The sequence below is a fragment of the uncultured Bacteroides sp. genome (genome assembly GCF_902491285.1).
In the GTDB taxonomy this organism is placed as follows: domain Bacteria; phylum Bacteroidota; class Bacteroidia; order Bacteroidales; family Bacteroidaceae; genus Bacteroides.
In genome coordinates, this window is record NZ_CABUHK010000065.1 from 1 (window position 1) to 13848 (window position 13848).

Sequence of the window (13848 nt, forward strand, 5' to 3'; positions counted from 1 at the left end):
ATTCGGCAGGTGGTACTGCCAAGCAGGGACGTAACCGTATGTTCCAGGCTATCCTTCCGCTACGCGGTAAGATTCTGAACGTAGAAAAAGCAATGTATCACAAGGCTTTGGAAAGTGACGAAATCCGTAATATCTATACAGCTCTAGGCGTTACAATCGGAACGGACGAGGACAGCAAAGAGGCCAATATCGAAAAGTTGCGTTATCACAAGATTATCATCATGACCGATGCCGACGTCGATGGTTCTCACATCGACACATTGATCATGACGTTCTTCTTCCGCTATATGCCGCAAATTATCCAGAACGGTTACCTGTATATCGCTACTCCGCCACTCTATCTTTGCAAGAAAGGTAAAGTAGAAGAGTATTGCTGGACAGATGCACAACGTCAGAAATTTATCGATACGTATGGTGGCGGTTCGGAAAATGCAGTTCATACACAGCGTTACAAAGGTTTGGGTGAAATGAACGCCCAGCAATTGTGGGAAACAACTATGGATCCCGAAAACCGTATGCTGAAACAGGTAAATATTGACAACGCAGCAGAAGCCGACTATGTATTCTCCATGCTGATGGGTGAAGACGTAGGACCACGCCGCGAATTTATTGAAGAGAATGCAACGTATGCAAATATCGATGCATAATTATCATATTACGTTTTTATAAACCAACCTCACATCTTACAACGAGGAAACGCCGATGGCGAAGGAGAATCCTTCGATCGGCGTTTTTCTTTTATATGGAGATTCTAAAAGGGATGAAAGAAGCTATTCCGGTTTTATGCTTGAATAGGATAAAACCGGAATAACACAGAATAATTATAAGGCCGATACAGTAAAGTCTGCAGACAAACCTTCGGCACTATTCGTTCCCACCCATAATTTAAAATCGCCCGGTTCTACACCGTAAGTCATATCATAGCCCCAAAAGGCCAGTTCAGACACAGGCAGCGAAAATGACACACTCTTTGACTCACCGGCCTTGAGTTCCACACGTTGGAACGCTTTGAGTTCCTTCACCGGACGAGTTACCGAACCTACCTTATCCTGTACATAAAGCTGAACCACTTCTGTGCCGTCATACTTTCCGGTATTCTTCAAATCCGCTGTTACATGTATTTGACCGTTAATGGCAAACTTGTCGGAGGATAATTTCAGGTTACTATATTCAAAGGTAGTATAAGACAATCCATAACCGAACGGATATAACGGAGAAGTACCAGCATCCAGATAGAATGAACGACAGCCGACCGATGTTTGTCCCGCCTCAACAGGAATCTCGTCTATCAGCATCTCGGTAGGATTCGCCGGACGGCCGGTATTATTATGTGCATAATATATAGGAACTTGCCCTGTCATACGAGGGAATGTAACCGGCGTTTTTGCACTTGGATTCACTTTTCCGAAAAGGATATCAGCAATGGCCGGTCCTCCCATAGTACCCGGATGGAAAGAGTAAAGCACAGCATCAGAAACCTCAACCTCATCAGCGATAGCAAGCTGACGCCCGGCCATCACTACCACTACCAACGGTTTACCGGTGGCGGACAATGCTTTTATGAGCTGGCTCTGCGCTCCTTGAAGAGCAAGATTTGCCAAGGAGTGAGCTTCGCCCGAAAGGATGGACTCTTCGCCAACGAAAGCAATAACCACATCTGCACAGCGTGCTGCACTCACTGCCCTGGAGATGCCACTTTGATTTTTGTCACGGCTGTAGCTCAATGCAGGTTCAAAGAGAACATTAACTTTATCACCATACATCTCTTTGATAGCCTTGAGCGGAGTCTGTGTATGTTCTTTTTCCCCATCAAATACCCACGTACCCAACTGTTCATATGGAGCGTCGGCCATAGGACCCACCACAGCCACTGTACGAACCTTATCCGTGAGCGGCAATGTCTGAGCATCATTTTTCAAGAGTATTACCGATTGTTCTACCGCTTCTTTGGCCATCTTCAAATGTTCATCCGCATATTTCACACTCTGAGGCGTAACAACATATGGATTCTCGAACAACCCCATACGGAACTTCAGACGGAGAATATTTCTCACCGCATCATCTATCGATTTCATTGAAACCTTTTTCTCATCCAAAGACTGCCGAAGATTCTTGATGTAAGCCTCACTTACCATATCCATATCAACACCCGCATTGATTGCTTTCTCAGCGGCATCTTTGGCGTCCATACAAAAACCGTGGTTAATCATCTCGCCAATCGAAGTCCAGTCGGACACAACCATGCCGTCATATTTCCATTCATCACGCAAGATATCTTTCAACACAAACTTGTTTGCCGTAGAGGGAACGCCGTCATTATCATTAAACGAAGTCATGAAAGTAGCGCAACCGGCATCTGCCGCAGCCTTGAAAGGAGGTAAATATACATTACGCAATGTTCTTTCGGGAATAAACGTAGAATTATAATCTTTTCCACCTTCAGAGGCACCGTAAGCCACAAAGTGCTTGGCACATGCCGCAATCGAAGTAGGATCATTCAACGAATCTCCCTGAAACCCTTTAACCATAGCCGCACCCATCACCGAAGCCAAATAGGGATCTTCACCGCAACTCTCAGCGATACGCCCCCAGCGAGGGTCGCGCGAGATATCTATCATAGGAGCAAACGTCCAACGAATACCGTCGGCAGAAGCCTCTACAGCAGCTACGCGCGCGCCATTCTCCACTATCTGAGGATTGAACGTGGCAGCTTGCCCCAATGGAATAGGAAATATAGTCTTGTAACCGTGGATTACATCACGAGACACCAACAGAGGAATACCCAAACGCGACTCTTCCATCGCCACTTTCTGTATCTTGTTTACCTCTTCCGGGTTTGTATAATTCAATATAGAACCTACTTCCCCATTACGAACCTTGTTTGCCAGTTCATCCGGATTCCACGGGCTCAACTGGTTCATCTGTCCCAATTTTTCTTCAAGAGTCATTTTGCCGAGCAATGCCTCTACCCTACTTTCTATTTCAGAATCAACACTCGCATTCTTTGTGCCACAGGCTGTCAACAGACTTGCCACTGTAGCCGTAGCGAATAATAGTTTACTTATCTTCATAACTACGTATTCTTATAGTAATTTATTTTCCCAATATCATATTAAAAACCACAAATTGGAATGAAAGACTCGCCAGGCATGCCAATCCAGCCATCAACCCCATTTTGCATAGTTTGAATCCCTTTGTCTCCTCCTCTTTCGCGATAAGTGACAGAAGGAAGAGTGCCTCCCAGTTGGACGCCGTTAATCTTGCCCAATTGTCCATTGATATAGACCTGCCCGGCAGTCGATACTTCATTATATTGCTTGCCTCTTATTAAGTATTTAAGTTCATTGAATGAAGGTGCATACCATGAAGTGGCATTTTTTAATACATCATCCGCATGATTATCCAAAGCCGTAAAATTTACTCCCTCAGCTCCTTTCAGCGCCTGTGTCAATTTGTAACCGTTTGAAACATCCAGGCTATTGTAGTCTGCAACAGCCCCAAGTGCAGCCTGTATCTTAGCGATGTCATTATTCGCACCAAATGGTTGTCCATTCTTAATCGAAACAACCAGACCGTGACTTCCCTCATACCCCGGCAACTCATCTGTCAATCCGTTTATTTCCTTGTAACTATCAAATGCAGCACCAGCCATTACATGAAATACAACTCCCTTACAAGTAAGGCTCTCCGGAATGGCAGCCGCATTACCCGGAATTATTACGATATTATCAGTGCTGTTAGATACACAGAAGAAATCACCAACGGCAAATCCTTCTGTTCCTTCGGACGATGTAGGACAAGGGAGAACATAACATTGGTTGGGCACCAGCGCCATAGTCTTTTTCAGTGTCTTTACATAAGCAGTGTTGTCAATCGTATAAAAATAGCGGAAGTTGTTCTGAGGCAATTCGGCCTCATCTATAAGGCAAACGTATTTGCTATCCACCAAATCGGGAGTATATTGCCTGTCACCAATAGAAAAAGCGATATTGGCAATATCCAGAAAATAAGAAATCTCTTCGCCGGCTATTTTAATGGTTGCTTCTGCAGAGAACGTCAGCAACGAGAAGGCATGCTTAAAACCAATTGTCAACTGCGGAGATTGGATATCACTGATTTCTGCTATTAACAAGTCTTTATCCTTGAATTCCGCAGCTTCTTCCTTCTTTTTAAATTCCTTCAGTTCATCGACAGACGACGGAATAAATTCTTCACCGTCTTTCATCATTCGGGCATAAGGGAAGTAAGCAATAGCTTTCTTTATCTTGCTGGTATAGCTCACACCATCCTTATTTACCCATTTGTTTGCCCCGTTTTCGTTGATGTATTTAAAGGATACGTTAGCAAATCCTTTTTCATCATCGCCTATCAGCAGGATACCGATTTCATCACCTTTGGCATCCTCCAAACTGTTTCCGGCTTCGAAACTCACCGTGACAGCATCATTGATTACCCGGGTAGCAGTTCCGGTAGTAAAATTTGCAACGTCCACCTTCCGGATAGCCAATACATCAGAAGCAGCGACGTTTTCACCGATTTGAGCCAACTCCTCGTCTTGCGCACAAGCCGAGAACACCAGTAGCGACAGAATTGCCAGTCTGAGGTGTAAATATACTTGTTTCATAGTTTTCTTTTCTTAATAATTGATTAAAATGTAAGGATGAGACGAACCTTATTTGTAGAATCTACACTTCTATAAAAATCAGGGCTGCTTATTGCCCCATTCTCACCAAAAATGACGATATAAGCATTCGGGTCACTATCAAACGAGCTATCCCAATAAGTTCCATTCAATACCTGATAGTTCTCGATTGCCTTGTTTGCAAGAGTTGCCAAATCCTTTAGCTGGGTATGAGAGGGGAGATACCAGCCCGATGTGCCGGATATAAGCCCACTGCCATTCTTTCGGGTAGAGGTCGATGCAGCCGGTACTGCAGTTACTTCTGCCGCTGCTGCTTTTTCTATGAGATATCTGGTATTAGAATAGCCTATATATAGACTTGTTTTTCCATCCCCTATATGACCATTTTCCGGAAATTCCGCCCCATACAGTCCTGCACTGCCATCTTTCCATTTAAAGAATTGTGTTTCACCGTCAACTTCGTCTGCCAACGCCACCACATAACCGTGAATAGTCTTAAGCCCTGTTCCTTCATAGTTCGAAGCATCGTCGGTCTCATGCTTTCCTACCTTGTAGATGACTCCTACAGTTCCATCAGCTTTATACTTTGCCCCATACGTGCCATCTTTATAGAAGTAATAACCTATTTCCATATACTCTTCCGTATATGTCAACTTAAGGTCCGAGCAAATATTACTGAAAGTGAAAGTAACAGTGCCATCGCTGCCAACTGTACGCGTTCTGTCCGCTAATCCTTCATAAGCAATGCCACCACTTGCTTTTTCTTCTTTATAGGTAATAGAAAAACCCCGGACCTTATCAGTGATAAAGTCTGCCTCCAAACCTTCAACTTTGTAATTTGGCAATGCTGATACATCGTCAGATATGGCAGCCTTAAACATTGCATCGGTAATTTCATCACCACTGATGTTGTTGTTGTCCCAGCCCACTTCATCGGCTTCCATTTCCACAGTCAATCCCTTTTTGCTAACAGACAAATAATATCTTTGCCATGTATTGGGAAGCAGTTTTCCTGTATTCTTAGCCACATCATTCTGATTGTCCTTGCTCGGAGTGTAGATATACGTATCCCCTCCAATCTCCACCTGTATCAGTGGTTTGTCCCACATCTCGCCCGGAACCATCATCGCCTCTCCATTTCTGTAATATTCCCCTTTGGAATTACGGGTGGAAATCAATTGACCTGCATCACCTATCGGTGTAACTTCACCAGCCGCATACGTTACAGCCCCATAGCCTATAAACGAAATTCTAGCCTCATTCACCTGTGACTCTGTATATCCCTCGAATTTCTGAAGTTCCCACCACATTCTGGTCATCTGATGACCGAATGCAAAACGTACATTTTTTGATTCTACCTTGGCGCTGCTCACCAGCAAATCGCACGCAAAGAATTTCTCCGTTGTAGTCTGATCTTTCAGATTTATCTGCTCCGTAGTCAATGGACTCCACGCCAGCACATCGTAGCTTGTTCCGTCCCATGTGTAAGGTTCATCCTCGGTAGACATTTTTCCTGTGGCAGTCACTTTATAAGTCTTCACCGTTTCGCCCGCTTTCACGCCCACCAATTCACCACCGTCCCACTTATTGTCAGTTATCCTAGTGACAACCTTATCCACCTGAGCCGAGAAGACAACGTCACCCCTCTCCTGTGCACTGTCCAATTCTGCCTCATTCGTACATGAAACAGCTCCGAGGCTTACTACCGCCATAAGCCCTAAACAATATTTTTGTATATTGAATAATCTCATAATCCTAATCTTTAACAGTTACATTGTTATTTATTGAAGTCCAGGCTCTAAAAGTCCTTTGTCTGAATCCGCCCCGTTAAAATTCCAGTCACCAATTGAACCGTTGGAAGAAGTGTTTCCGAAGTTGGAACCGGGCTGCACGTATGTCGATTTCTGATAAACCCGTACATAATCCACATACATGCTTTGCGGAAATACAGTATCTCCTGTAGGATTACCGCCAAACGTACCTCCCACCGCTACATTCAAGATAATAAAGAACGGATGATCGAATACCCACTCCCCGTCTGTCACATCAGCAGCCTTCACTCTCTTATAAAGTACATTATCTACAAAGAAATCAATTTTTGATTCATCCCACTCCACCGCAAACAGATGGAAACCTGTGTCAAATCTTTGTTTCTCATACCCGAAAGTCTGAGTTATAGGATTTCCGCCTGAGTGTCCCGGAAAATGCAAAGCACTTGATACGATATTGGGCTGATACCCTTTATTTTCCATAATATCAATTTCACCACACCCAGGCCATTCGTTGGTGTCATAATTTGCTCCCAACATCCAAAATGCAGGCCAAAGGCCAGGGCCGTACGGAAGTTTCAGCCGTGCCTCAAAACGCCCATACCGCTGTTCAAACAATCCTTCGGTCTTAATCCTGGCAGAAGAATAAGCCACTCCGTCATAATTATCATTCAATGCGGTTATCTTCAAGCAGCCCAGTCCTTCGTGGATTGTATAAGAAGCATTCTCTACCCTGTCAGTATAGTTCTGCAACTCCTGATTACCATACCCGGAAGCTCCCAATTCATACGTCCACTTTAAAGGATCAGGCCTATTATCGGGAGTCGGGATATTAAATTCGTCCGACCATACCAGCACCCATTCCGTATTTTCGATTGTTTCTTCTTTCTCGCAGCTTTCAAGCAGTAGCGGCAAAGAAAAGCCCAATAAAGCAAGCAATATGATTTTATATCGTTTCATAAGTCATCATTTTTAATAAAAGTAAATATTATCCAAAAGGATATTCGGAATATCCTCACTGCAAGCCAATACTATTTGTGCTATTTGCTTGCCATTTTCGTTTAGAGGAATATCAAGCGAAAGCCATTGCTTCGATTCAAAGTCAGCATGCGTGTCCCGCCTTACCAAGTACACGACATTATTGCCGTTTCTGTCATGTATTTCAATCTTAAGTTCTGAGTTGGCATTAATCTCATCCATGCATAATACATCCAAATGAAGATAATTCTTCGATGAGCAGTCTGCTACGGCATTGAATACGATTCCGACAAAATTCAAACCGCTATACTGCGCTATATGATTGTCACCGGTATTTATTTCCGTATATTCGGCAGTCGAATACTCCCATCTAGGATTCCAGTTTGCAGTAATCTTATTGGTATAGGAATCACTAAACAAGGAAAGCACTTCCGAGGCATTTCTCTGTGGCACCGGAGCTAGGTCAAAGCAATTTACCCTTATTTCCCCTTCGGCTTCCTTCAAAGAAATAACAGCCTCTCCCTTTTTCTGAATCGTTATGACATTATTTGCTATTGAAGCCACACTGGCATCGGACGATTCGAAAGTGAAATAATTTGGAGAAACCAACATTTTCTGATTAACCCCATTCGGAAGATTGATGATTTCCGTGAGAGTCCCTACATTTAGCCTTCCCTGAAATCCGGGAATTTCTATATCTTCTATTTTTGCGTGAGCCAATGTGCCGAGACGTTCAAACCGTACCTCATCAAACCAAATCGTATATCCCTCACCGTCTACTGCACCGGCAGAATAATAAAACAACCCTTTTTCCGACAACAGTTTCGCCGGATTAGGGATAGGAATTATAATCTTATTCCAGTTTGTATTCAGTTTTACATCCTGGACTTCAACCAGATACTCCACTTTGTCATAATTACCTAATCCTACTTCAACTTTGGTGGGTATGGAAGACTTTGCATAAAAAGTCAACGCATCATAGTCCGACAGGTTTCTACCCGTTGTAGAGTAGAAAGTTCCTCCCGCCCAACTTCCCATAGGATCGCCCGGGTTAGGAACTTCTATTTTCATAGACGACGTACCATCATACTTGGTGTCAGTATCCACACTGAAATTTGTCACCTTTCCCCATGCCTGATACTGCAAGTCAGACGCAAATTCATCAATAAAGACGTCGGACAAAACAGGATAAGTTGCCAAAACATCCGTATCTATATCCCGCGTACAGCCTGTCAATGAAAATACAGCCGCGGCAACCAAAAGTTTACCTGATAGATTATATTTGTTACTCATAACATATCTTATTAATTGATTCATGGATTAAAAAAGACTAAATGTAATATAGGTTCTCACTTCCCATTCGTTGCCATTGCCTGTACCGATGATATCCGTATTTGACTCAAAATTACCGGCTCCGCCCGGAGTATATCCGGCAACGTAACGAGGAGAATACTGGTTCAGAGTCCTGTATGTTCCTCTGATACCGACACGGGTTGATATTTTGCCAAGCCATTTAGGTTGGGAAAGATGAGTTGACAAGTCTAATATTCCCTGGAAAGGGAAAGTAAGGTTAAAATCCCGGTGATAATCATATGGTCCCCAGTCGTTGAACTTGACCATTGCATTCAGTTTCAGTTTCTTATAAATCACTCTGGCATCCGCGCCTACCCGTTTAATGAGACGGGCATCGTCCCCATTAGCTTGGGCAGTTCCAAAATACACACTTGATATAATACCAAAATCGCTTGACACTCTGGATGCCACCTTCAAGTTTGTTTCCCATAAATCATGCGCAGGAGCAGCCCCACCGAAAGCAAAGGTAGAACGTCCGTTGGCCATGATACCTATAGCCGCATCTTGTGAAGTAGGATGATGACGATAAATAAAACCGAGCGAAGCTGCAAATGACGCATCTTCATTGTCGTCATTCTCCCAATCATACATCCAAGTGGAAGGTGTGGGGTCATAAGTCAACAATAATTCTCCGGCAGTTGTCTCTCTATTACTTCTCACTGCAAAAGGATCATCAATAATATTCCTCAATTTTCCAGGAGCATCTACGCCATTAGGCATAGGGCCCACAAGTGGCTTCTGCCACAAGAAATTGGGCGCAATCTGGAAATTGCCTATCTGATAGGTAAAACCGGCAAGAAAGTTTGACTGGTTTCCACTGCCGCTATCCTTCAGCCTCCATCCCGTAAGGGTCTGAGTATAATCGACTCCGCCGTTAGCAACCAACCCCATCATCGCACCTTGTGCATAAGCGTTAAAGTTTCCTCCGCTGTAAGTTACCTTCAACTTACCGCCAAATGTATCGGACGTCTTTACTACATCCGAATATACGACAGCGTCTCTCTTATACTCCTTAGTAGCTTGAAAATTTCTTCCAACCAAAGTGGTTCCTGACCACAATCCGCCTACCATAACATCGAAACGTCCGAAATGTCTTCCTAGCATAAGAGAAGCTCTAGTATTCTTAGGCAAAGGAATAGCATAAGACGTTGTAGTTCCTTCACGCTGAGCTATATCATAATGGAAAATACCAGCCACATCTAATTTACCTAACTTTCGTTGGTACTTGACAAGCAAAGCCGGGTTTGCCCCCCACCACAGTTCCGGACCAAAAGCAACTTTAAGGCCTTTAAAGAATTTCTTTCCTTCAATCTCAGTCCCCACAGAAGCTTCACCGCCATAAATATCCATATAATCCCCGTAGCTGGCTTCAGGATATAATCCGAAAAAGTCTCCTTCATATCCCCAATGGTAGTGACCTTTACGGAAGAATGCTTTCATATTAAATAATTTACCGTCCCAGTCAAAACTAGCGCTGTAAATCTTAACGCGTTCCAGCGGTCCTAAATCTACAAACTCTCCTTTTCCGTCCACTATATATCTAGAACGTCCCCTATTCTCATAAAATATCTCGTCTATCGGGTTTTCTGCCACATTTCCAAGAATATTCACTGTAACTTCCGCCTGTACATTTTCGGCCGGTTTGGAGGCTACACCTACATAGAAAGATTCCATATGGTCAAAGCCCTTTGAACTAGGAAAACTTGTAGGATTTTTCGGTCTGGCACCCGGAGTAGTCGTATTCTTCCCACCTGTATAGAAAGTAGTTAAGTCACCTCTAAGTTCACTTAAACGTATCAACTTAGTCGTTTCACCCTGTAAGGCAGCTTTATCACTTCTGGCCAACAAGACAGAAGACATTACATTTATATCAGAAACCTGGCTTATTATCGAAGAAGTAGTGCTTCCTGAAGCATAGGGATTAATCTTGTGGACATCTCTTAATACATAATATGCGGCACGCGGATAAAGTTCGTATAATCCTCTGCTATCAGAAGCACCTTTGGCACATATACCAAACCACTCCTCATTCATGTTATTTTCACCATCCACATAGTCAAATACATATCCACCGTTACTCCATGAGGCATTGGTATCGTGTACACCCAAGTTTGTGGTCTGTCCGAATTTCCACCAGCCGTCAGCAAATTGGAAAGTAAAACCTCCAAGAGAATTATTGTTGTTACCCAACCCTGCCGCATTCAAGTATATTTCAGTCCAGTTCTTCAACAGGATTTCCGCTTGTTCTTTTTGCGCTTCGCTTTGAGTAATAGCATTAAATGCGTCTGAGCCAAACTCGGTAAACAAGACCGGCTTTCCATATTCCGCTTTTACCCTGCTAAACAAATCACCGAAAGAATCACCGCGATAACAATTGATACCCAGGATATCCACATCCTTACATTCTTTGGATATTATATCAAGAAACAGAAGATCCCCATTACAAATGGCTATGGGAGCCGAAGCATTCATCTTCTTCATCTCAACCGTCGCTTCATTGAACAATTTATACAGATGAGTTGCCTGAATGGTGGATTTACGGTCTTCCACAGGAATGTCCTCTGTTTCCGCTCCTTGCCAGAACAGACCGTAGTTATTCTCATTTCCAAGTAGATAAAGGAGTATCCCCGGTGTATCATTATACTTTTCCACTAATTCCCTAGCCTCAGCCAAAAGCACCTTTTTGGCTCTCGGATCAGAATAGTCCGTATTAGCCACCCATGCGCCATCCAATGCCAATCCATATCGCCCAAAGGAACTATATATCATCGTATAAATGCCATATTTCTCATAGATGTATCTCACCCATCTAGACGGCACACCTGCATGTTGCCTGATAGCATTAACCCCCATATTCTTTAATAAAGACATATCCGTATCAAGGGCGGCCTTAATAATATCATCAGGTTTTGTCCATAGAGAATAGGAAAAATTGGTACCGATAGGGAAATAATCCCAGTTCATACCATTCACCATAAAAGCCTTGCCGTTGACAAGCAACTTACTGCCTGTCCGGTCATTAACAACAGAAATAGTTTCCTTTTGTGCCCAAAGAGAAGTAGACAAAAGGATTAACAAAGATAATACTACTACATTTTTCATGGTAAGTAAAATAACAAATTAGCACTCTGTGAAAAAAAGACATCAGAGACCAACATAAATGTGTGTCCCATAGTTACTTTAATCTTAGTTGTTCTGGTTTCATTAATCAATTCCCAAAAGTTAATACTGTATTAATTTTCTGAGGACAAAGGTAATATAGGATTATATATAATGTTTATGCAGGTAAACAATAGAAGTAAACAGTTCAATCTGCACTGTATTGATTATCAACTACATAAGTTTTCAATAGAGTAAACTGTTCCGGATATTAAATGATTGGATTATTTTCTTATTTCTGCATTTTCCCCAATGAACGTACCTTTTCAGCAAATTCTTCCTTAGGAATAATTCCCTTATTTCTAGTCCTTAAACGATTGTTGTAAACCGTTTGAGGCGAACAATGAAGAAATTCGGCAATCTTTACGCTATCATTAATTCCCAATCTGACGAGAGCATATATTCTCAGCTCTGTATTAAGAAGTTCTCCTTCCTTAAGGACAATTCTTTCCTCGGGACGCAAGAGAGTATTAAAATCTTCCACAAAATTGGGATACACATGAAGAAAAATAGCATCGAAGCTATGGTAAAACTCCTTCAATTCACTCTGAACCATAGTGGTACTGGAAGTCAAAGATATGATATCATCTATCTGACCAGCCTTGAGCTTCCTACTGATATTTTTTCTATATTCCTCAAGTTTAGTGATATAACTGGAACATATAGAAAATACATATCCTATATATTCTTCTTTTACATAATTAGACTCAAGCAGCTCATCATTGCTCACTTTTAGTTTTTCGTTAATCTCACTAAGCTCTCCGTTGACTTTGCCTAACATTCTCTGAGCTTCAGAAAGTTCGCTGACATGCAAATTAAGCAACCTGTTACTCTCATCTATTTTTTTGCGGGACTGAAATAATCTTCTGAACTGAAAATAGATGAACAACACGGATATGAGTAAAACAACAGACAATACACTCACAGTATAGAGTGACTTGCGCAGTTTGCTTTCCTGCATTTCATTCCTTTTACGGTAAGCCTGTTGGAGCTTGTCCATCACTGTGGATATGTTCATCACACGCACCCTGTTAGGATATAGCAACGCGGCTTTAAGACAATAACTTATATAATCATAACCTCTGTCTATATCGTCCTGCAAATACAGGATATTGGAAAGCTCCTCCAATGAGGCTATGTCGCGGTTACAAATCTTGATATCGGCTATGGCCGAATTAATAAGATATTTTACATAATTAAATTCATCGCCTTCATTACGAAACATAATGGCAAGCATATAAGCATTAATGGCATCAATCCGTGTGGACAGTGATGAGTTATCTACGATTTCCCTTAATTTTAATTTAATGCTGTCTCCTTCTGCAGAACGGGGATACTCTCTATGCAATGACGCGCAAAAACTATAGTACGAAGGATGATTCGGAGCTATATGATTTTTAGCCTCATACCTTAATTCCGTCTCGAGATTACAATAAGAATTTATCAGTTCCATACGTCCTCCGATGAACTGCACCAGATGTGAGTATAGATAGATTCTTGTATCATAGTACTGATACATTATTTCTTCACTCAACGAAGATACATCGACATTTAATAATTCCTTTTCAGCCTCATTCAGCAGGCCTTGAGCCGTAAGAAGAAAAATCTTATTCAGTATCCACTCTTGTTTTTTGTCTTTCCTGTCCAATTGGCCGGCTATATCTATATTATCATTTACGTAAACCATAGCCGAGTCTGCGTTATAGACATAATATTCATCATACAACATTTTGTTAAGCCATAGCTTCTCTTCCAATTTCAGAGGCAAAGAGTGTTTCTTACGCAATTCTCCTATCTTTTTTTCTTTCTCTAAAATATATTTCTCACTGTTTGCCAATACAGAATCCAGCCGGACAAGCAATAGTTCCATTTCTTTGTTCCCGGAATAAGTATTTCCAGAAACAACAAGCAGCAATATCAACAATAATATATTTTTCATAATAAAGG

Annotated in this window: 8 protein-coding genes; 1 reads left to right on the forward strand and 7 read right to left on the reverse strand. The window is 42.2% G+C overall.

Features of this window, described 5'->3' with window-relative positions; translation table 11 throughout:
• The coding region (locus RDN93_RS15730; protein WP_308746395.1) for a toprim domain-containing protein at positions 1-647 on the forward strand (647 nt) is incomplete at its 5' end.
• 174 nt (positions 648-821) lie between these two features.
• On the opposite strand, the gene RDN93_RS15735 is transcribed toward RDN93_RS15730, so the two are convergent.
• The 7 genes from RDN93_RS15735 to RDN93_RS15765 form a co-directional block, all read right to left on the reverse strand.
• The gene (locus RDN93_RS15735) at positions 822-3071 is read right to left on the reverse strand and encodes a glycoside hydrolase family 3 N-terminal domain-containing protein (RefSeq protein WP_308746396.1); all 2250 of its coding nucleotides are present in this window, start codon (positions 3069-3071) and stop codon (positions 822-824) included.
• Between the two features lie 41 nt (positions 3072-3112).
• Positions 3113-4624, reverse strand: a complete 1512-nt coding sequence (locus RDN93_RS15740) for a fimbrillin family protein (protein ID WP_308746397.1) — start codon at positions 4622-4624, stop codon at positions 3113-3115.
• Positions 4625-4647: 23 nt separating this feature from the next.
• Positions 4648-6393 (reverse strand): fimbrillin family protein, encoded by a 1746-nt coding sequence (locus RDN93_RS15745; RefSeq protein ID WP_308746398.1) that lies wholly within the window; start codon positions 6391-6393, stop codon positions 4648-4650.
• Positions 6394-6423: 30 nt separating this feature from the next.
• Positions 6424-7371, reverse strand: a complete 948-nt coding sequence (locus RDN93_RS15750; RefSeq protein ID WP_308746399.1) for a glycoside hydrolase family 16 protein — start codon at positions 7369-7371, stop codon at positions 6424-6426.
• A gap of 12 nt (positions 7372-7383) precedes the next feature.
• A complete protein-coding gene (locus RDN93_RS15755; protein ID WP_308746400.1) occupies positions 7384-8682 on the reverse strand; it encodes a hypothetical protein in 1299 nt (432 codons plus the stop codon).
• Between the two features lie 27 nt (positions 8683-8709).
• Positions 8710-11844: a glycoside hydrolase family 2 TIM barrel-domain containing protein gene (locus RDN93_RS15760; protein WP_308746401.1), complete on the reverse strand. Its 3135-nt coding sequence runs from the start codon at positions 11842-11844 to the stop codon at positions 8710-8712.
• A gap of 289 nt (positions 11845-12133) precedes the next feature.
• On the reverse strand, positions 12134-13840 hold the full coding sequence (locus RDN93_RS15765) for a DUF6377 domain-containing protein (protein ID WP_308746402.1): 1707 nt from the start codon (positions 13838-13840) through the stop codon (positions 12134-12136).
• Positions 13841-13848 lie beyond the last annotated feature (8 nt).